This window comes from Kitasatospora sp. NPDC057940 (genome assembly GCF_042887425.1).
GTDB lineage: Bacteria > Actinomycetota > Actinomycetes > Streptomycetales > Streptomycetaceae > Kitasatospora.
Genome location: NZ_JBHVPH010000031.1, coordinates 50,132 through 68,587 on the forward strand (window position 1 = coordinate 50,132; position 18,456 = coordinate 68,587).

The following is an 18,456-nucleotide window of genomic DNA, read 5'->3' on the forward strand; positions in this document are numbered from 1 at the left end:
GCCCGGGCTCAGCGCCGGGCGGGCGTCCGGGCGGGCGTCCGGGCCGCCGAGGGGCTCGCGGACGGGCTCTTCGAGGGGCTCGCCGACGTGGTGGCCGAGGGGGCCGGCGACGGGCTCGCGGACGGGCCGGGCGCCGCGCTCGGGGCCCCGGGCGTGGCCGACGGCGTGGGCGGGCGCGGCGGGACGATCGGCTGGACGGGGGCCTGGGGCGCCGTCGGCACCACCGCCGGCGCCCCCTTCGACCCGGACATCAGCTGCTTGAACCGGGCGGCGGAGCGCGGGTTGCGGTCGCACTCGAAGAAGCCGTGCGGGCAGTAGTCGGTGACGGTCTGGTAGGCGGTGTCGTGGGTGCGCATCCACTCGACCATCCGCTGCACGAACTCCGGGTTGTCGCCGTTGCGGAACAGCCCCCACTCCGGGTAGGAGACCGGCTTGCCGCGCTTGGCGGCGAACTCCACCTGGTCCTGAAGCCCGTACGGCTCGCGCACGTAGTCGTCGAAGGTGCCCCCGGCGGGCTGGTCGTAGTTGTCCATGCCGATGATGTCGACCACGTCGTCGCCGGGGTAGCACTTGGTCCACGGGATGGCGTCCAGGCCCCGGTTCGGGGTGAAGTCGAAGCGGAACCGCTGCCCGGGCACCGAGCGCATCACGTCGACGATCCGCCGCCAGTACGCCTTCCACGCGGACGGGTCGGGCTTGCAGCGGTGCGTGTAGGTGACGCCGTTCATCTCCCAGCCGAGGGTGAGCACGGTGTCCGCGCCGCCGAGGGACACCAGCCGGTGGGCGAGCCGCAGGAAGTGCCGGTCGAAGTCCCCGCGCGCGCCCTGGGCGAGCAGCTTGGCGACCTCGCCGTCCGGCACGTTCGCCTCGTTGGGCACCAGCATCGGCACGCCGAGGACGAGCGTCCGGGACGGGTCGGCCAACCGCCACTGCGACCACATGCCGAGCACCATCAGCTCGCCCTCGACGTCGGCCCAGCTGTTGCCCGCCAGGTAGGTGTGGCCGACCTGCAGGTTGGCGTTGCCCAGCCACTGCGCGTACCGGCCGATCTGCGGGATGTAGTCGTCCCAGGAGCCGACGAAGGCGCCGAACGGCGGCTCGTGCTTGGGCCGCTGGACGGGCGGGCGGGGGGCGGCGCCGCGCGGCTCGAAGGCGTCCGAGGAGAGGGAGTGCCGTTCGGTCTGGCTGAGTGGCGACCCGGCCGGGACGCTGGCCGTGGCCATCAGCAGCAGGGCGGCGGCGGCCAGCGTCAGGCGGCCGATTCGCATGGTCTCTCCTCCGGGCGTCGCGGGGCGGGGGCGCACTGGACGGACCGTGGCGCTCCGCTCGCCGACAGTAGGCCCGGCGCGCGTCGGAAAAGCCGAATGTCACCCTAAAGTGGGCGATATTCGAACGCCGTCTGCCGCAACGCCCGGCCGGGACCCGCCGCGTGTATCAGCTCTGTAACGGTCCGGCCGGGCCCCGGCGCCCGGCCCCGGAGCGGGCGGCGGCCCGGCCCCGGCACCGACGGCGCAGGTGGGCGGGCGGGTGCGCGGGGAGGGCGCGCGCGGCCGGACGCGCGGTCCGAGGGGTGGGGCGGGGGCGATTCCAGGCTGACTCGCGTGCCCGGTGAAAGGTACGCTCCGGCCGTGTCCTGGAAGCCGCTGCGTGTACTGACCCCCCGCTCGATCCTGCCTGCCCTGGCGGTGATGCTGGTCCTTGCGGCCGGTGCGGCGGCGCACGCCAACAAGCCGGTGCCGTTCGGCGACCGGGTGGCGGGGCCGGGCGAGGCGGAGGCCACGCCGGTCAGCACGCAGTCGCTGAGCACGGCCGACCTGGACCTGAAGGTCGGCCCCGGACTGGAGGCCTTCCACCGGCAGAGCGGCGAGCAGGCCTGGTCCTACCGCCGCGAGGGCGCCACCGCGCTGTACCTGTCGATGGCGGGGGACAACGCCATCGTGGTCTGGGACGACGGCCTGGTCACCTCGGTGCGCCCGGGCGACCACGAGGTGCGCTGGCACCGGGCGGTGCCCGGCCTGGCGGACTGGCTGCGCGGCGACGGCGAGCCCGGCGCCGACAAGCGCACCGACGCGCAGCGCAAGGAACTGGCCCAGGAGCGGGCCGCGGCGGCCCTGCACACCGTCCCGCAGGGCGGCTCCGCCTGGGTGGCCGTGGTGACCCCGAACCTGACCATGGGCCTGCGCGACGCCGACGGCGACCTGCGCTACAACTCCAAGCCGCCCAGCGGCTGCGTCTACGACCCGCTGCGCACGGTCGGCACCGAGTACGCCGTGCTCGTCCCGCGCAGCTGCACCAACAGCGCGGGGCAGGCCGTCTCCGGCGGCATCAACGGGTACCGGCTGGACAGCACCGGCTGGCAGCTGAACACCGGCCCGAGCGCCTCGGTCAAGGCGCTGGACGGCAGCCGGGTGCTGATCACCGACGGCCCGATCGTTCCGGCCCGGGTGTTCGACACCAAGGCGGCCGCCCCCGAGGCGGCCTGCGGCAGCCCGTCCGCGCCGTTCGCGGCGGTCCGTCCGCAGGGCGGCTGCACCGACCCGGCGGCGAGCCCGGCCCAGGACGCCCCGGTGGGGCAGGACGCTCCGGCGGGTCAGGACGCCCCGGTGGGCGACCAGCCGCTCATGCAGCCCCAGGCGCAGCAGCCCCAGCAGTCTCAGCAGCCCCAGCAGTGACGCCGGACCGCCGGTACCCCTGGGCGGTAGCCCCGGGGGTTCCCGCGCGGCCCGGTAGACTTGCCGTCATGGCTGACTTCTCCGGGCAATAGCGGGCGCGCGGCACCGCCCCGTGCGCTGTGCCGACCACCGACGACGCCCCTTCCCGCTGCCCGGCCCCGGGCCCCGTCCGGCCGCCCGCCCACGTCCCAGGAGTAGTTTCCGCCATGATTTCCGCCAACGCCCTCGAGCTGCGCGCCGGTGCCCGAATCCTGATCGAGTCCGCGAACTTCAAGGTCGCCGCCGGCGACCGGATCGGCCTGGTCGGGCGCAACGGCGCCGGCAAGACCACGCTGACCAAGGTGCTGGCCGGCGAGGGCATGCCGGCCTCGGGCACGGTGACCCGCTCCGGCGAGGTCGGCTACCTCCCGCAGGACCCGCGCACCGGTGACCTGGACGTCCTCGCCAAGGACCGCATCCTCTCCGCCCGCGGCCTCGACACCGTGCTCAGGAAGATGCGCGAGAACGAGGACCGGATGGCCAACGGCCAGGGCGCCACCCGGGACAACGCGATGAAGAAGTACGCGCGCCTGGAGACCGAGTTCCTCACCAAGGGCGGGTACGCCGCCGAGGCCGAGGCCGCCACCATCGCGGCCGCCCTGGGCCTGCCGGACCGCATCCTGAACCAGGAGCTGCACACCCTCTCCGGTGGTCAGCGCCGCCGTGTCGAGCTGGCCCGGATCCTGTTCTCGGACTCCGACGTGCTGCTGCTCGACGAGCCCACCAACCACCTCGACGCCGACTCGATCGTCTGGCTGCGGGACTTCCTGAAGACCTACAAGGGTGGCTTCATCGTCATCTCGCACGACGTCGAACTGGTCGAGACGGTCGTCAACAAGGTCTTCTACCTGGACGCCAACCGCGCCGCCATCGACGTCTACAACATGGGCTGGAAGCAGTACCAGCAGCAGCGCGAGGACGACGAGAAGCGCCGCAAGCGCGAGCGGGCCAACGCCGAGAAGAAGGCCGCGACCCTCAACTCCCAGGCCGACAAGATGCGGGCCAAGGCGACCAAGACGGTGGCCGCGCAGAACATGGCCCGCCGTGCCGAGAAGCTGCTCTCCGGCCTGGAGCAGGTGCGCCAGAACGACAAGGTCGCCAAGCTGCGCTTCCCGGACCCGGCGCCCTGCGGCAAGACCCCGCTGATGGCCAGCGGGCTCTCCAAGTCCTACGGTTCGCTGGAGATCTTCACCGACGTCGGCCTGGCCATCGACCGCGGTTCGCGGGTCGTCATCCTCGGCTTCAACGGCGCGGGCAAGACCACCCTGCTGCGGATGCTCGCCGGGGTGGAGCAGCCGGACACCGGTGAGGTGACCCCGGGTCACGGCCTGAAGATCGGCTACTACGCCCAGGAGCACGAGACCCTGGACCCGGACCGCACGGTGCTGGAGAACATGCGTTCCTCCGCGCCGGACACCGACCTGGTGCAGATCCGCAAGATCCTCGGTTCCTTCCTGTTCTCCGGCGACGACGTCGACAAGCCGGCCGGGGTGCTCTCCGGCGGTGAGAAGACCCGGCTCGCGCTGGCCTCGCTGGTCGTCTCCAGCGCCAACGTGCTGCTGCTCGACGAGCCCACCAACAACCTCGACCCGGCCAGCCGCGAGGAGATCCTCGGCGCGCTGCGCGAGTTCTCCGGCGCGGTCGTGCTGGTCACCCACGACGAGGGCGCCGTCGAGGCGCTCCAGCCGGAGCGGATCATCCTGCTGCCGGACGGGGTCGAGGACCTCTGGAGCCCGGCGTACGCCGATCTGGTCTCGCTGGCCTGACCGGGTGTAGACGCGATCTCCGCTTTTAGGACCAGAAAAACTAGTACTTACGGCGTGTCCGGGAATGAAGAAAGCCTGGATTCCGTTTAAGGACTTCCTGTCGGCCCGCCACTCGATCGTGGTCGGGCCGACACTGCTGATCAGCCCTTTCTCGGCGGATGGCGGAATCCGCCCGGGGGCGCGCACTCTACGTGAGCGCCCCGACGCGCTCGGATCACCACCGCAGGACCACGCATTCCCGACATCGACCTTGCCGAATGGGTGGCCAGGACGCGGTGGATGGGTGATCATGGGAATCTGACCGAGCAACGCTACGAGGAGGCACGGGTGGCCGAGACTCTGAAAAAGGGCAGCCGGGTGACCGGTGCCGCGCGTGAGAAGCTCGCGGCCGATCTCAAGAAGAAGTACGACTCCGGGGCGAGCATTCGCGCTCTCGCGGAGGAGACCGGTCGTTCGTACGGCTTTGTGCACCGGATGCTGAGCGAGTCCGGAGTCATTCTCCGGGGCCGCGGTGGTGCCACGCGTGGCAAGAACAAGGCGACCGCAGGGGCCGGTTCCTGACGGTCCATCAGCTTATCGCTGGATGGCGCGGCGGCAGGGCGCCGACTGAGGAGACGAGAATCGATCGTCCGCCCTCGGGTCGAGTGGACCGGCCGCCGATCGTCATGTCCGGGGTGTCGTCCGCCCCCGGTGCCCCCCTTCCGCTGATCTTTCCGGGCCGGCGCCCTGCCGCCGCGCGCCCAGGTTTGTTACTCTCCGGTAGCCAAGCCCCTCGCCACCGGAGGTCCCCGCATGACCGCCCCCGTCACCGACCCGCAGGCCCCGAGCTGGGGGCAGGACGGCGTCCGCCTGGAGATCGACGGCGAGCTCGCCGTCGTCACCCTGTGTCAGCCCAAGCGGCGCAACGCCCAGTCGCCCGCCCTGTGGCGCGCCCTCGCCGCCGCGGGCCGTGACCTGCCCGGTGGCGTCCGGGTGGTCCTGCTGCGTGCGGAGGGCGTCTCCTTCTCGGCGGGCCTGGACCGGGCCATGTTCACCCCCGAGGGCATCCCCGGCGAGCCCACCTTCCTCCAGCTCGCCGGCGCTCCCGACCAGGAGCTCGACGACACCATCGCCTCCTACCAGCAGGCCTTCACCTGGTGGCGCCGCCCCGACCTGGTCTCCATCGCCGCCGTCCAGGGCCATGCCGTCGGCGCCGGCTTCCAGCTCGCCCTCGGCTGCGACCTGCGCGTCGTCGCCGACGACGTCCAGTTCGCCATGAAGGAGACCTCGCTCGGCCTCGTCCCCGACCTGGCCGGCACCAAGCCGCTCACCGAACTCGTCGGCTACGCCCGGGCGCTGGAGATCTGCGCCACCGGCCGCTGGGTCGGCGCCGAGGAGGCCGCCGCCATCGGGCTGGCCAACCTGGCCGTCCCCGGTGCGGAACTGGACGCCGCCGCCCGCGACCTCGCCGCCGCCCTGCTGGCCGCGCCGCGCAATGCCGTCATCGAGACCAAGGCCCTGCTCCAGGGCGCCGCCGGCCGCTCCTTCGACGAGCAGCGCTCGGCCGAACGGGCGGCGCAGGCCCGCCGCCTGCGGGACCTCGCCGGGATCGGCGACTAGGACCGGCCAGGCTGCGTCGTGTGGACGGGCCCGGCCCGGGGGGTGCTCCCCGGGCCGGGCCCTCGGCGTTCCCGGCGGCGTCCCGGTGGCCCTCCCCGGCGGGCGCGGAACGTGGCGAAATGCCAGAGTTATGGGGATTTGCGATATAGCTGGAGCCGTACGACGGGAGATGCGCCCCCATGCCTGACACTCCGACCCCCGCCACCATGCACAAGAACCCCGGCCACGCCGCGGCCGCCGGCTCCGCCGCCGCCCACACGCCGTCCTCGGCCTCGGGCGCGACCGATGCCGGCAAGCCGTCCGGCGAGCGCGGCCGTACGGCGCTGGCCGTCGGCGTGGTCGAGAAGATCGCCGGGATGGCCGCCCGCGAGGTCAACGGCATCCACGCCCTCGGCTCAGGCCTCGCCCGCACCTTCGGTGCGATGCGCGACCGGGTGCCGGGCGGCAAGTCCGGCGTCGGGCGCGGCATCAAGGCCGAGGTCGGCGAGAAGCAGACCGCCATCGACATCGCCCTGGTCGTCGAGTACGGCGTGGTCATCCCCGAACTCGCCCGCCAGGTAAGGGAGAACATCATCGACGCGGTCGAGCGGATGACCGGCCTGGAAGTCGTCGAGGTCAACATCGCGGTCAACGACGTCCACCTCCCCGACGAGCCGGACGTCGAGGAGGAGGAAGAGGAGACGGTCGTCGCGGGGCAGCGGCCCAAGCTCAAGTAACGAGCCCACGAAGCGCCCGGCGGCGGGCGGCAGCGAGGACGAGGAGTAGCGGATGAACCTGGCCATCGTCGGCCTGGTGGTGGGCATGGCCCTCGGCTTCGCCGGGTACTTCGGCGGCTTCGCGGCGTTCCTGCTGGTCGCCGCGCTCGGGCTGGTCGGCTTCGTGGCCGGCCGCCTGCTGGAGGGCGACATCGAGCTGGGCGACCTCGGCGACCTGCTCCGCGGCCGCGACCGGCGCCGTTGATGGCGGCTCCCACCACCGGTGCCCGCCGCGAACCCGCCGCCCGCGGTCGGCTCCGGATCGCCGACCGCGTCTACGCCCGCATCGCCGCCCGGGCCGCCCACGAGGCCCTCGCCGACGCCTGGACCGGCCGCACCGCCAAGGGCGCACCGCCCGCCGTCTCGGTGGCGGTGCCCGGCAGCACGGTGACCGTCCGGGTCGCCGTCGCGCTGCCCTTCCCCGCCGACCTCGCGGGACTCGCCCGGGCCGTCCGCGAACGCGTTGCCGCGCAGGTCTCCGGGTTCACCGGGACCAGGGTGTCCGAGGTGGTCGTCGTCGTGGAGCGGCTGGTGACCGGGGGAGTGTCATGAGCGCGGGGGGCGAACCGGCGCCCGGCGAGGCGACGACGGTGGCCGGGGAGGCGGCGACGACGGCCGGGGACGGGCCCCCGCCGGGGAAGGTGAGGCGGCCGCGGGCGCCGCGGGCCGTCGTCGCGGCGCTCGTCGCCACCGTGCTGCTGGTGCTCGCGGGCGCGCTGCTGTACGACGTGATCGCCGTCCGCGCCGGGTACCCGACCCGCCGGTGGCGCGCCCGGGTCGCCGACGAACTGGCCACCCGTCACCTCGACTACCTGTGGACGCTGGTCGGTGCCGGCGCCGCCGTCCTCCTCGGCGGGGTGCTGCTCTGGCTGGCCCTCGCCCCCGGTCTCGGCCGCTGGCTCCCGCTGCGCCCGCACGGCGACACCGGCGCCGCCATCGACCGGGCCGGCATCGGGCACCTGCTCGCCGACCGCGCCGCCGGACTCCAGGGCATCGACCGGCTGCGGATCCGGATCAGCCGCCGGCGCGTCCGGGTCACCCTCATCGGGTCGGCGGACCCGGTGTCGGTCCAGCGCCAACTGCGCGACGAGCTGGCGCGGGTGACGCTGGCCCGGCCGCTGCGCCTCGATGTGCGAGCGGCGCCCGGGGTGGGGGCGGCGGGATGAGGCGGACGGCCGTCAACCGGGTGCTGCTGGGGGTGGTCGGGGCGGTGCTGCTGGCCGCCGGCGTGCTGGTGCTGGCCGGCGGGCTCGACCTGTACCTGCGGCTCGGCGCCGACCCGCCGGGCTGGTGGCCGCTCACCTCCCCGGACCAGCCGGTGCTCAGTGCCCGCTCGCGCACCCGCTGGGCGGATTCGGCCTGGTGGTGGCCCGTCGTCATCGGCGGGCTGGCCGTGGTGGTCGCGGGCACCGTCTGGTGGCTGGTGGCGCAGCTGCGGCGCAGCGGCCCGGCCGGCCTCGTCGTGCCGACGCCCGGCGCCACCGGACTCCGGCTGCGGGTCCGCACCCGGGCGCTGGAGGAGGCGCTGGAGGCCGGGACGGCCACGCTCCCCGAAGTCGAGCGCGCGGGCGTACGCCTGGTGCGCGCACCTGGGCACCCGCGGCTGCGCGGCGCTGTCCGGCTCACCCCCGGTGGCGATCCGGCGGCCCTGGTGGAGCACTTCGACACCGGCCCGCGAACCGACGCCCGGACCAGCCTGGGCCTCCCGGAACTCCCCGCCGACCTGCGGATCCGGGTCCTCCAGGCCGCCCCGTCCGGGTCGCGACGGCGCCGCGGGCGGCGCAGGCCCCCGCGGGTGGAGTGAACCGGGGGCGGGCGGAGCCGGACGCCCGCCCCCGTACGCGCCCTAGAGAGGCCGCAGGGCGCCGCCGTCGACGGGGATCATCACACCGGTCAGGTAGGAGGCGGCGGGGGAGAGCAGGAAGGCCGCGACCTTGCCGAACTCCTCCGGGGTGCCGTAGCGGCCGAGCGGGATGGTCGCGACGGCCTGGGTGCGGGCGCCGTCCGGGTCGCCGCCCAGGGAGTCCAGCTCGCGCACCCGGTCGGTGTCGATCCGGGCCGGGAGCAGGCCCACCACCCGGATGCCGCGCGGGCCGAGCTCGTCGGCGAGGGACTTGGCGGCCATCGCCAGGCCCGGGCGCAGGCCGTTGGAGATGCCCAGGCCGGGGATCGGCTGGCGCACCGAGGCGGAGAGCACGAAGCCGATCACGCCGCCCTCGCCGAGGGCCGCGGCGGCGGCGCGGGCGAGCCGCAGCGCGCCGAGGAAGACCGACTCGAACGCGTCGCGCCAGGCCTCCTCGGGGGCGGTGGCCACCGGGCCGGCCTGGGGGCCGCCGACGCTGATCAGCACGCCGTCGAGCCGGCCGAAGTGCCCGGTCGCCTCGGCGATCAGCCGTTCGGCGGTCGCCGGGTCGGCGTTGTCGGCGGCCAGGCCGTGGGCCGTCCCGGCGCCGCCGATGGCGTCCAGCTCGGCGACGGCGGCGGCCACGGACTCCTTGCCGCGCCCGCTGACCAGTACCCGGGCCCCGTCGGTGGCCAGCTCCCGGGCGGCGGCGAGGCCGAGGCCCCGGGTGGCGCCGGTGGCCACGTACACCTTGTCCTTCAGTCCAAGATCCATGGGGACCATCCTGCCGGGTGGCGGGCGCGAGGGGGAGGGCTGGGGGCGGGAGCGGGGTGGCGTGGCGCCGGGGGCGGTGGAGGGCGGTCGGAGCCGGGCTGGCGTTGACGTCCGGGTCAAGGTCTACCGTCGGTCCCGGCGGCGTGCGGAGGCGGGCCGGGAGAGCGGGTGCGGGGATGCGGATCGGGGAGCTGGCGGAGCGGGCGGGGACGACCACCCGGGCGCTGCGGTACTACGAGCAGCTCGGCCTGCTGCCGGCCCGCCGGGCGGGCAACGGCTACCGGGCGTACGACGAGGAGGACCTGCGGCTGCTGCGGCAGATCCGGACGCTGCAGGACGTCGGGTTCGGCCTGGAGGAGACCCGCCCGTTCGTGGAGTGTCTCCAGGCGGGCCACCCCGAGGGCGACTCCTGCCCGGCCTCGCTGGAGGTGTACCGGCGCAAGCTCGCCGAACTGGACGAGTGCATCGCCCGGCTGCAGGACGTCCGGGCCCGGGTGGCCGGGCAGTTCGACCGGGCGGTACGGGCCCGGGACGGGCTGGCGGCCGAGACCTCCGGACAGCCGCCGCGCTGTGAACTGGCGAACGAATGGGCGAAGGAGTAGACGATGGTGCAGATCCCAGGGGTGCCCGCGGTGACGGACGACACGTTCGCCGCGGAGGTGCTGGCGGCCGAAGGGCCGGTGCTGGTGGACTTCACGGCGGACTGGTGCCCGCCGTGCCGGATGATGGCGCCGGTGCTCGCGGACGTCGCCCGCGAGGAGGCGCACCGGCTGCGGGTGGTCAGCGTGGACGTGGACCGCAATCCGCGCACCCAGGCGGCGTACGGGGTGCTGTCGATGCCGACGCTGATGGTGTTCCGCGGCGGCGAGCCGGTGCGCTCGGTGGTCGGCGCCCGTGCCAAGGCGCGGCTGCTGCGCGAGCTGGAGGACGTGCTGTAGGCGGTTCTCCGGGGCGTTGCGGGCCGTCTGCGGGGCGCGTTCTCCCGGGTCGGGGCCTCAGGCCGCCGGTACGGCCTCGACCGGCACCTCGGCCTCGGCGGCCTGCTTGGCCCGGTCCTTGGCCTCGCGGCGGGCCAGCACCCCGACCCCGACCGGGATCATCGCGGTGAACAGCCACCACTGGATCGCGTACGCCATGTGCGGGCCGATGTCGGAGTGGTTGGGCTCGGGGATCAGCTCGGGCTGGTCGGCGGGGGCCGGGGTGGTGGCGGTGAGCTCCAGGTAGCCGCCGAGCACGGTGGTGACGCCGGTCTCCTTGGCCTGCTGCTCGGTGTTGATCAGGTTGAACTGCCGGTCGGGCAGGCCGGCGCGGTCCTTGATGCCGCTGCTGCCCGTGGTCTCGTCGGCGCGCATCCGGCCGGTGAGGGAGACCTCGCCGGTCGGGGCGGCCGGGACCGTCGGGTAGGCGGTGGCGCCGCCGTCGCCGGCCACCCAGCCGCGGTTGACCAGGATGCTGCCCCTGCCGTCGGAGAGCTTGAGCGGGGTGATGACGAAGTAGCCGATCGTGTCCCCGCTGGAGTCGGTCCGCTTGCGGACGACGAACTCGTGCGCCGTGTCGTACTGCCCGGTGGCCGTCACCGGGTGCCAGATGAGGTCCTTGGGCACCGCGAAGCCGGGGGCCGACGACACGGTGTCGAACGGCACCGGGGCGACGGTGAGGGCCTTGCCGATCAGGTCGTTCCGTGCCACCCGCGCCTCGTGGCGGTGCAGCTGCCAGAAGCCCAGCTCGATCGTCGCGGGGATCAGCAGCAGCGCGATCAGCATGGTGATCAGCCACTGTCGGGTCAGCAGAAAACGGTACACATGGGCACGGTACGCCGACTTCACATCCGGCTCACGCACCGGGGTGCGGGGCGACTTCGCGGAGCAGTTGGAGGAAGGCGTCCTCGCCGACCACCGGCGTGCCGACCTCGCGGGCCCGGCGGGCCTTGCCGCTCCAGCTGTTCGGCTCGTTGGTGACCAGCAGGCTGGTGAGCCGGCTCACCGAGGTGGCGATGTGCAGGCCGGCCTCGGCGGCGCGGTCCTCCAGCAGCTCCCGGTCGGTGGCGGTGTCGCCGGTGAAGGCCACCCGCATGCCCTGCACCAGCGGCTTGCCGTCCTCCCAGCGCCCGGGGTTGGGGTACGGGCAGGGCGGGCGCTTCTTGGCCTGGCGGTAGGCGGCGCCGGTCCAGGAGGCGCGGCCGGGGGTGGCGGGCTCGTCCTCGCCGAGGTCGGTGACGGCCACGCAGGCCTGCACCGGCAGCGGGACGCCGCCCTGGCGGGCCAGGTGCAGGCTGGGGCGGAACGCCTCGGCGAGCACCCGGGCGTCGTCCAGGGCGTTGTGCGCGTGCTGCTGGCGGACGCCGAAGTGGGCGGCGAGCGAGGACAGCTTGCCGTTGGGCAGCGGCAGCCGCAGGTCGCGGGAGAGCACCATGGTGCAGATCCGCTGCTCGACCGGGGCGCGCAGGCCGGCCCGGGAGAACTCGCGCGAGATCATGTTCCAGTCGAAGAGCGCGTTGTGGGCGACCAGGACCCGGCCGTTCAGCCGGTCGGCGAACTCGTCGGCGATCTGCGGGAAGGTCGGGGCGCCGGAGAGGAGCTCCGACGTGAGGCCGTGGATCCAGACCGGGCCCGGGTCCCGCTGGGGGTTGACCAGGGTGTACCAGTGGTCGGTGACCTCGCCGTCCGGGTCCAGCTGGTAGACGCCCGCCGAGATGACGCGGTCCGAGCGGCCGAGGCCGGTGGTCTCGACGTCGACCACCGCGAAGCCCTCGGCGGGGGCGGCGGTGCGCTGGGCGGGGACCGGGACGGTCCGCGGCGCGCCGTACGTCTCGGGCTGGATCGGTTGCATGGTCCAACAGGATAAGCGCCGTCGGGCCCGGGTCCGGTCGAAATGTTCCGGCCGAGCGACCGGAATAGAGTATTCCGCATAGGCGTCGCCTATCCGGTCGACGCCATCCACCGGCTGTCGACACCCTCCGACGGCCGACTCCGTAAGGACGAACTCCCATGCGCGCCACCGTGATCCACGGCCCCAATGACATCCGGATCGAAGAGGTCCCGGACCCGGTGATCCAGCACCCGACGGACGTCGTGGTGCGGGTGGTGAACGCCTGCATCTGCGGCAGCGACCTGTGGGCGTACCGCGGGGTGGCCCAGCGGGTGGCCGGGCAGCGGATCGGGCACGAGTTCCTGGGCGTGGTCGAGGAGGCGGGCGCCGAGGTGCGCGGCTTCGCGCCGGGCGACCTGGTGGTGGCGCCGTTCGTCTGGTCGGACGGCAGCTGCGACTTCTGCCGGGAGGGCCTGCAGACCTCCTGCCCGCACGGCGGGTTCTGGGGCCAGGTCGGCTCCGACGGCGGCCAGGGCGAGGCGGTGCGGGTGCCGTTCGCGGACGGCACGCTGGTGAAGCTGCCGAAGGAGGCCGCGGGCGACGAGAAGCTGCTGCCGGGGCTGCTGGCGCTGTCCGACGTGATGGCCACCGGGCACCACGCCGCCGTGTCGGCGCGGGTGCGCCCGGGCGTGACGGTCGCCGTGGTCGGCGACGGCGCGGTGGGCCTGTGCGGCGTGCTGGCGGCGCACCGGCTGGGCGCGGACCGCATCATCGCGCTGGGCCGGCACACCGCCCGCACCGACCTGGCCCGGCGCTTCGGCGCGACCGACGTGGTGGCCGAGCGCGGCGAGGCCGCGATCGAGGCGGTGAAGGAGCTGACCGGCGGCCAGGGCGCGCACGCCGTCCTGGAGGCCGTCGGGACCGAGGAGTCGATGCGCACGGCCGTCTCGATCGCCCGGGACGGCGGCGCGGTGGGCTACGTCGGCGTTCCGCACGGCGGCAGCGCGGGCGTCGACATCGGTCAGATGTTCGGCCGAAACGTTTCGCTCAACGGTGGCGTCGCCCCGGCCCGCGCGTACATCCCCGACCTGCTGCCGGACGTCCTCTCCGGGGCCATCGAGCCGGGTCTGGTGTTCGACCGCACGGTGGGCCTGGACGGTGTCCCGGACGGGTATCGGGCGATGGACGACCGCTCGGCGCTGAAGGTCCGGATCGCTTTCTGACGATGCGTCAGAAGGGGCGGCACTGCTGGACGGTGCCGCCCCTTCGGCATGTGGCGGCGGTGTCGTGAAGTGGCGTGAGTGGTGGTTTTCGGCCAATTGGATAGTGCGAGAGGGTGAACGACTGGCTGATCGCGGTCAACCCCTTTCGGGGCGGGCGCGACGCTCCTAGCATTGCGCGGCGCGCACACGGATTGTGACGCCCCTCACGTCCGATCGTTCCCCGTGTGCGACCGCTACGCCGAAGGAGCGAGGAGAGACAGAGTGGATTCGCCGCCGATCACCACTACCCCTACGGAAGTCCAACTCATCGATGAGAGCGAGGAGTTCCGTACCCTGAGGCGCTCGTTCCGGAGCTTCGCCTTCCCGGTCACCATCGGCTTCGTGCTCTGGTACCTGCTCTACGTGCTGCTCTCCTGCTACGCGCCCGGCCTGATGGGCGCCAAGGTCGTCGGGCACATCAACGTGGCCCTGGTGCTGGGGCTGCTGCAGTTCGTCACCACCTTCGCCATCGCCGCCTGGTACGCCCGCTACGCCGACCGGCGGATCGACCCGACCGCCGCCGCGATCCGCGAGGCCCACGGCGCCGTCGTCCACGCTCCCCGGGAGTCCGCCGAATGAGCCTGCTCGCCAGCTCCGCCACGGAGCACCGCGGCATCACGATGACCCTCTTCGGGCTGTTCGTGCTGGCCACCCTCGCGATCACCGTCTGGGCCGGGCGGCAGACCAAGGACGCGGCCGACTTCTACGCCGGCGGCCGCGGCTTCACCGGATTCCAGAACGGCCTGGCCATCTCCGGCGACTACATGTCCGCCGCGTCCTTCCTCGGCATCGCCGGCGCCATCGCGCTCTCCGGCTACGACGGCTTCCTCTACTCGATCGGCTTCCTGGTCGCCTGGCTGGTCGCGCTGCTGCTGATCGCCGAACCGCTGCGCAACTCCGGCCGCTTCACCATGGCGGACGTCCTCGCGTTCCGGATGCGCCAGCGCCCGGTGCGCACCGCGGCGGGCGTCTCCACCATCGTGGTGTCGATCTTCTACCTGCTCGCCCAGATGGTCGGCGCCGGGACGCTGGTCGCCCTGCTGCTGGGGGTCAACGGGGACGCCGCCAAGCGCTGGACCATCGTCGCGGTCGGCGCGCTGATGGTCGTCTACGTGGTGATAGGGGGCATGAAGGGCACCACCTGGGTGCAGATCGTCAAGGCCGTGCTGCTGATCGCCGGCACCGCGCTGATGACCGTCCTGGTGCTCGCCAAGTACCACTTCAACCCCTCGGAACTGCTCGGCGCCGCCGCCAGCGCGAGCGGCAAGGGTGCGGCCTTCCTCGAACCGGGGCTGAAGTACGGGGCCAGCGACACCAGCAAACTCGACTTCATCAGCCTCGGGATCGCGCTGGTGCTCGGCACCGCCGGCCTGCCGCACATCCTGGTCCGCTTCTACACCGTGCCCACCGCCAAGGCGGCCCGGAAGTCGGTGCTCTGGGCGATCGGCATCATCGGCGTCTTCTACCTGATGACCCTGGCGCTCGGCTTCGGCGCGGCGGCGCTGGTCGGTCCCAAGGCGATCAAGGCGGCCAACGCCTCCGGCAACACGGCGGCCCCGCAGCTGGCCGAGGTGCTCGGCGGAGGCCCCGGCACCACCGGCGGCGCGATCCTGCTCGCGGTGATCTCCGCCGTCGCCTTCGCCACCATCCTGGCCGTGGTCGCCGGACTCACCCTGGCGTCCTCCGCCTCCTTCGCGCACGACCTGTACGCCAACGTGATCCGGCGCGGCAAGGCCACCGAGAAGCAGGAGGTGCTCTCGGCGAAGTGGGCCGCCGTCGCGATCGGCGCGGTGGCCATCGTGCTCAGCCTCTTCGCGGGCAAGCTCAACACCGCCGCCCTGGTCGCCCTGGCCTTCGCGGTGGCCGCCTCGGCGAACCTGCCCACCCTGCTCTACTCGCTGTTCTGGAAGCGCTTCACCACCTCCGGCGCGGTCAGCTCGGTCTACGCCGGTCTGATCAGCTCGGTCGTGCTGGTGGTCTTCTCCCCGGTGGTCTCCGGCGCGAAGACCTCGCTGTTCCCGGACACCGACTTCCACTGGTTCCCGCTGGAGAACCCCGGGCTGGTCTCCATCCCGATCGGCTTCCTGGCCGGGTGGATCGCCACCCTGCTGTCCAAGGACCGGCCCGACCCGGCGAAGTACGCTGAACTGGAGGTCCGGGCGCTGACCGGGCTGGGCGCCCACTGACCGGGCGCCCACCGACCGACCGGCGATGACTATGCTGGCCCGGCCCGCCGTGACGGTGGCCGGGCCGGCCGCATTCTCGGGAAGGGACGCACGTGCTGCTCGACACTTTCGGACGCCAGGCCGTCGACCTGCGGGTATCCCTGACCGACCGGTGCAACCTCCGCTGCACCTACTGCATGCCGGAAGAGGGCCTGAGCTGGCTGGCCAAGCCGGAGTTGCTGACCGACGAGGAGATCGTCCGGCTGGTCACCCTCGCGGTGCGCGACCTGGGCGTCCGGGAGGTCCGCTTCACCGGCGGCGAGCCGCTGCTGCGCCCCGGCCTGGTCGCCATCGTCGCCGCCTGCTCGGAGCTGGAGCCGCGCCCCGAGCTGTCCCTCACCACCAACGGCATCGGGCTGGCCCGCACCGCGACGGCGCTGCGCGAGGCCGGGCTCGACCGGGTCAACGTCTCGCTGGACACCCTCGACCCCGAGGTCTTCCACACCCTCACCCGCCGCCACCGCCACCAGGACGTGCTGGCCGGGCTGGCCGCCGCCGAGGCCGCCGGGCTGACGCCGGTCAAGCTGAACGCGGTGCTGATGCGCGGGGTCAACGACCACGAGGCTGCCGACCTGCTGGCCTGGTGCCTGGAGCACGGCTACGAGCTGCGCTTCATCGAGCAGATGCCGCTGGACGCCCAGCACGGCTGGGACCGCTCCGCGATGGTCACCGCCGAGGAGATCCTCGACCTGCTCGGCGCGCGGTTCGCGCTCACCCCGGAGCCGTCCGCCCGCCGGGGCGCGGCGCCCGCCGAACGCTGGCTGGTGGACGGCGGCCCGGCCCGGGTCGGCGTGATCGCCTCCGTCACCCGCCCGTTCTGCCGGGCCTGCGACCGGACCCGGCTGACCGCCGACGGGCAGGTGCGCAACTGCCTGTTCGCGACCGGGGAGACGGACCTGCGCGCCGCCCTGCGCTCGGGCGCGGACGACGCCGAGCTGGGCGCGCTGTGGCGGGCGGCGATGTGGGGCAAGAAGGCCGGGGCCGGGATCGACGACCCGGAGTTCCACCAGCCCGAGCGGCCGATGTCGGCGATCGGCGGCTAGGTCCTGGCGGGCCTCGCGAGGTCAGGACGACTCGGACGTCTCCGGGGTCCAGTCGGCGAAGGCGACGACCTCTTTGAGGAAGCCGCGCACGCCGAGGAACTGGGACAGGTGCTCGCGGTGCTCGTCGCAGGCGAGCCAGGTCTTGCGGCGGTCCGGGGTGTGCAGCTTGGGGTTGTTCCACACCAGCACCCAACGGGCGTCCGCCCGGCAGCCCTTGGCGGAGCAGATCGGCGTCTGCGGGGTGTCCATCGGGTCGTCCTCAGCACTAGGCGGGTGGTCTGCACCGCCAGTGTTTCACGCGTTCCGCGCGGCCCGGAGCGAGCCCGCCCGGATCCGGGCATGGCGACGCCGGGCAGCCACGGGGGGAGCCGCCCGGCGTCGGTCCGTCGCTCCGACGGGGGATGCGGAGCGCGTACGCAGTATGTCACGCCAGGGGCCTCGGATGGGGAGGTCTTGCATGATTAATCTGAGCTTCTTCTGAGCTTTCTTCGAGCCAGATTTTCTCGAAACGTCTCGAATCGGACGGTCAGTTCGGGCCCTGTGAAGGATCGGTGGCAGCGGTCTTTGCCCCTCCTGTACCGGGGGCCCCGTCCGCCCCACCCCGCCCGCCCGTCCCACCGGGGCCGAGCATCAGCGGGGTGTCCAGCGGGATGTCGAAGGTGCTCGGCAGCCCCGGCGCGCGCTCCCGGCCCGCGTTGGCGATCAGGACGGCGAAGTACGGGAGCAGCACGGCGCCAGCCAGCGCCGCGAACGCCAGCCACCGCTGGACGTCCCACAGCACCACGGCGAGCAGCACGCAGACCGTCCGGAGCAGCATCGAGACCACGTAGCGGCGCTGCCGCCCGCGGACGTCCTCGGTGAGGCTGCTCCGCGCTCCCGTGATCCGGTGGACCTGCCCACCGTCAGCGCTCTTGCCCATGTCGTACCGCCCTCGTCCACGCTCCCGCGCGACTCGCCGCGCGGCCTCCTCACGGTACGCCTGGGCAGCGGGGACGACGAGACCGGGTGGGGCGGACCCACCCGGTCGGGCGTGCGAAGGGACTGTCCGGCCGATCGGGACGGGTGATCGGGACGGGCAGTCGGAACGGCGGGGAGAGGGGCCTCACGACCGCCGGGAGAGGAACTGCGGCGGGACGGCGTCGGTGAGCCAGACGCCGTTGTCGCTGATCCGGAACTCGTGGCCGGCCGCCGCCATCGCGGCCGCGTTCACGGTGAGCACCACCGGGCGGCCGTGCCGGGCGCCGACCCGCACCGCGGTCTCGGTGTCCGCGGACAGGTGGACGTCCTGCCGGGCCATCGGGCGCAGGCCCTCCCGGAAGATCGACGCCAGGTGGCGGTCGGCGGTGCCGTGGTAGAGCACCGGGGGCGGCACGGTGGCGGCCAGGCCGAGGTCGACCGCCACCGTGTGGCCCTGGTTGGCGCGGATCGAGAGACCGTCCGCGGAGTAGCCGAAGCGGCGCTTGTTGTTGGTCGCCACCACGTGGTCCAGATCGGCCCTGGTCAGCCGGTTGCCCTCGGCCGCGAGGGCGGTGAGGAGCACGTCGATCCGGATCCAGCCGGACTCGTCCAGCGTGACGCCCACCCGCTCCGGTTCGTGCCGCAGGATGCGCGACAGCATCTTGCTCGTCTTGACCAGCCGCTTCTCGTCCATCATGTCTCTCGTATCCCCC

At 73.4% G+C, this 18,456-nt stretch carries 22 protein-coding genes; 15 read left to right on the forward strand and 7 right to left on the reverse strand.

Features of this window, described 5'->3' with window-relative positions; translation table 11 throughout:
- Positions 1 to 8: 8 nt before the first annotated feature.
- Entirely contained in the window at positions 9 to 1,268 is a 1,260-nt protein-coding gene (locus ACFVTF_RS32660; RefSeq protein ID WP_387817750.1) for a glycoside hydrolase family 26 protein, read from the reverse strand.
- 360 nt (positions 1,269 to 1,628) lie between these two features.
- Between ACFVTF_RS32660 and ACFVTF_RS32665 the strand changes: the two genes are divergently transcribed.
- The 9 genes from ACFVTF_RS32665 to ACFVTF_RS32705 all read left to right on the forward strand — a co-directional run bounded on the left by ACFVTF_RS32665 (position 1,629) and on the right by ACFVTF_RS32705 (position 8,635).
- Positions 1,629 to 2,672: a hypothetical protein gene (locus tag ACFVTF_RS32665; protein WP_371519465.1), complete on the forward strand. Its 1,044-nt coding sequence runs from the start codon at positions 1,629 to 1,631 to the stop codon at positions 2,670 to 2,672.
- A gap of 206 nt (positions 2,673 to 2,878) precedes the next feature.
- Complete coding sequence (gene abc-f, locus ACFVTF_RS32670; protein ID WP_387817751.1) at positions 2,879 to 4,477, forward strand: ribosomal protection-like ABC-F family protein; 1,599 nt, start codon at positions 2,879 to 2,881, stop codon at positions 4,475 to 4,477.
- 327 nt (positions 4,478 to 4,804) lie between these two features.
- A complete protein-coding gene (locus ACFVTF_RS32675; protein ID WP_030059940.1) occupies positions 4,805 to 5,038 on the forward strand; it encodes a helix-turn-helix domain-containing protein in 234 nt (77 codons plus the stop codon).
- 231 nt (positions 5,039 to 5,269) lie between these two features.
- Positions 5,270 to 6,076, forward strand: a complete 807-nt coding sequence (locus tag ACFVTF_RS32680; protein WP_387817752.1) for an enoyl-CoA hydratase/isomerase family protein — start codon at positions 5,270 to 5,272, stop codon at positions 6,074 to 6,076.
- 206 nt (positions 6,077 to 6,282) lie between these two features.
- Positions 6,283 to 6,792, forward strand: coding sequence for an Asp23/Gls24 family envelope stress response protein (locus tag ACFVTF_RS32685; protein WP_387817770.1), 510 nt, complete (start codon positions 6,283 to 6,285; stop codon positions 6,790 to 6,792).
- A gap of 52 nt (positions 6,793 to 6,844) precedes the next feature.
- The gene (locus ACFVTF_RS32690) at positions 6,845 to 7,036 is read left to right on the forward strand and encodes a hypothetical protein (RefSeq protein WP_063349611.1); all 192 of its coding nucleotides are present in this window, start codon (positions 6,845 to 6,847) and stop codon (positions 7,034 to 7,036) included.
- Positions 7,036 to 7,383, forward strand: coding sequence for an Asp23/Gls24 family envelope stress response protein (locus ACFVTF_RS32695; protein ID WP_387817753.1), 348 nt, complete (start codon positions 7,036 to 7,038; stop codon positions 7,381 to 7,383). The genes ACFVTF_RS32690 and ACFVTF_RS32695 overlap by 1 nt, the downstream gene beginning before the upstream one ends.
- On the forward strand, positions 7,380 to 7,997 hold the full coding sequence (locus ACFVTF_RS32700) for a DUF6286 domain-containing protein (protein WP_387817754.1): 618 nt from the start codon (positions 7,380 to 7,382) through the stop codon (positions 7,995 to 7,997). The genes ACFVTF_RS32695 and ACFVTF_RS32700 overlap by 4 nt, the downstream gene beginning before the upstream one ends.
- Positions 7,994 to 8,635, forward strand: a complete 642-nt coding sequence (locus tag ACFVTF_RS32705; protein WP_387817755.1) for an alkaline shock response membrane anchor protein AmaP — start codon at positions 7,994 to 7,996, stop codon at positions 8,633 to 8,635. Before ACFVTF_RS32700 ends, ACFVTF_RS32705 begins: the two co-directional genes overlap by 4 nt.
- Before the next feature lie 42 nt (positions 8,636 to 8,677).
- Here the strand turns inward: ACFVTF_RS32705 and ACFVTF_RS32710 are convergent, their stop codons facing one another.
- Positions 8,678 to 9,448, reverse strand: a complete 771-nt coding sequence (locus ACFVTF_RS32710) for an SDR family oxidoreductase (protein WP_387817756.1) — start codon at positions 9,446 to 9,448, stop codon at positions 8,678 to 8,680.
- Positions 9,449 to 9,624: 176 nt separating this feature from the next.
- Here ACFVTF_RS32710 and ACFVTF_RS32715 point away from each other — a divergent pair, with 176 nt between their 5' ends.
- Together ACFVTF_RS32715 and trxA are read left to right on the forward strand one after the other, a co-directional pair.
- Positions 9,625 to 10,050, forward strand: a complete 426-nt coding sequence (locus ACFVTF_RS32715) for a MerR family transcriptional regulator (protein ID WP_387817757.1) — start codon at positions 9,625 to 9,627, stop codon at positions 10,048 to 10,050.
- A gap of 3 nt (positions 10,051 to 10,053) precedes the next feature.
- Positions 10,054 to 10,386: a thioredoxin gene (trxA, locus tag ACFVTF_RS32720; RefSeq protein ID WP_063349617.1), complete on the forward strand. Its 333-nt coding sequence runs from the start codon at positions 10,054 to 10,056 to the stop codon at positions 10,384 to 10,386.
- A gap of 57 nt (positions 10,387 to 10,443) precedes the next feature.
- Here the strand turns inward: trxA and ACFVTF_RS32725 are convergent, their stop codons facing one another.
- Together ACFVTF_RS32725 and ACFVTF_RS32730 are read right to left on the reverse strand one after the other, a co-directional pair.
- Positions 10,444 to 11,250, reverse strand: a complete 807-nt coding sequence (locus tag ACFVTF_RS32725; protein ID WP_387817758.1) for an SURF1 family protein — start codon at positions 11,248 to 11,250, stop codon at positions 10,444 to 10,446.
- A 31-nt stretch (positions 11,251 to 11,281) separates the two neighbouring features.
- Positions 11,282 to 12,277 (reverse strand): DEDDh family exonuclease, encoded by a 996-nt coding sequence (locus tag ACFVTF_RS32730; protein ID WP_387817759.1) that lies wholly within the window; start codon positions 12,275 to 12,277, stop codon positions 11,282 to 11,284.
- Between the two features lie 158 nt (positions 12,278 to 12,435).
- Here ACFVTF_RS32730 and ACFVTF_RS32735 point away from each other — a divergent pair, with 158 nt between their 5' ends.
- The 4 genes from ACFVTF_RS32735 to moaA all read left to right on the forward strand — a co-directional run bounded on the left by ACFVTF_RS32735 (position 12,436) and on the right by moaA (position 16,786).
- The gene (locus ACFVTF_RS32735) at positions 12,436 to 13,479 is read left to right on the forward strand and encodes a zinc-dependent alcohol dehydrogenase family protein (RefSeq protein ID WP_363580647.1); all 1,044 of its coding nucleotides are present in this window, start codon (positions 12,436 to 12,438) and stop codon (positions 13,477 to 13,479) included.
- Positions 13,480 to 13,740: 261 nt separating this feature from the next.
- Positions 13,741 to 14,097, forward strand: a complete 357-nt coding sequence (locus ACFVTF_RS32740) for a DUF485 domain-containing protein (protein WP_063349620.1) — start codon at positions 13,741 to 13,743, stop codon at positions 14,095 to 14,097.
- Complete coding sequence (locus tag ACFVTF_RS32745) at positions 14,094 to 15,704, forward strand: cation acetate symporter (protein WP_371519495.1); 1,611 nt, start codon at positions 14,094 to 14,096, stop codon at positions 15,702 to 15,704. Before ACFVTF_RS32740 ends, ACFVTF_RS32745 begins: the two co-directional genes overlap by 4 nt.
- Positions 15,705 to 15,796: 92 nt before the next feature.
- Positions 15,797 to 16,786: a GTP 3',8-cyclase MoaA gene (moaA, locus tag ACFVTF_RS32750; RefSeq protein ID WP_371519497.1), complete on the forward strand. Its 990-nt coding sequence runs from the start codon at positions 15,797 to 15,799 to the stop codon at positions 16,784 to 16,786.
- Between the two features lie 21 nt (positions 16,787 to 16,807).
- Here the strand turns inward: moaA and ACFVTF_RS32755 are convergent, their stop codons facing one another.
- From ACFVTF_RS32755 to ACFVTF_RS32765, 3 genes are all read right to left on the reverse strand, one after another.
- Positions 16,808 to 17,035 (reverse strand): hypothetical protein, encoded by a 228-nt coding sequence (locus ACFVTF_RS32755; RefSeq protein ID WP_387817760.1) that lies wholly within the window; start codon positions 17,033 to 17,035, stop codon positions 16,808 to 16,810.
- 277 nt (positions 17,036 to 17,312) lie between these two features.
- The gene (locus ACFVTF_RS32760) at positions 17,313 to 17,705 is read right to left on the reverse strand and encodes a DUF3099 domain-containing protein (RefSeq protein WP_363618529.1); all 393 of its coding nucleotides are present in this window, start codon (positions 17,703 to 17,705) and stop codon (positions 17,313 to 17,315) included.
- A 183-nt stretch (positions 17,706 to 17,888) separates the two neighbouring features.
- Entirely contained in the window at positions 17,889 to 18,437 is a 549-nt protein-coding gene (locus tag ACFVTF_RS32765) for an RNA 2'-phosphotransferase (RefSeq protein WP_371522871.1), read from the reverse strand.
- Positions 18,438 to 18,456: the final 19 nt, after the last annotated feature.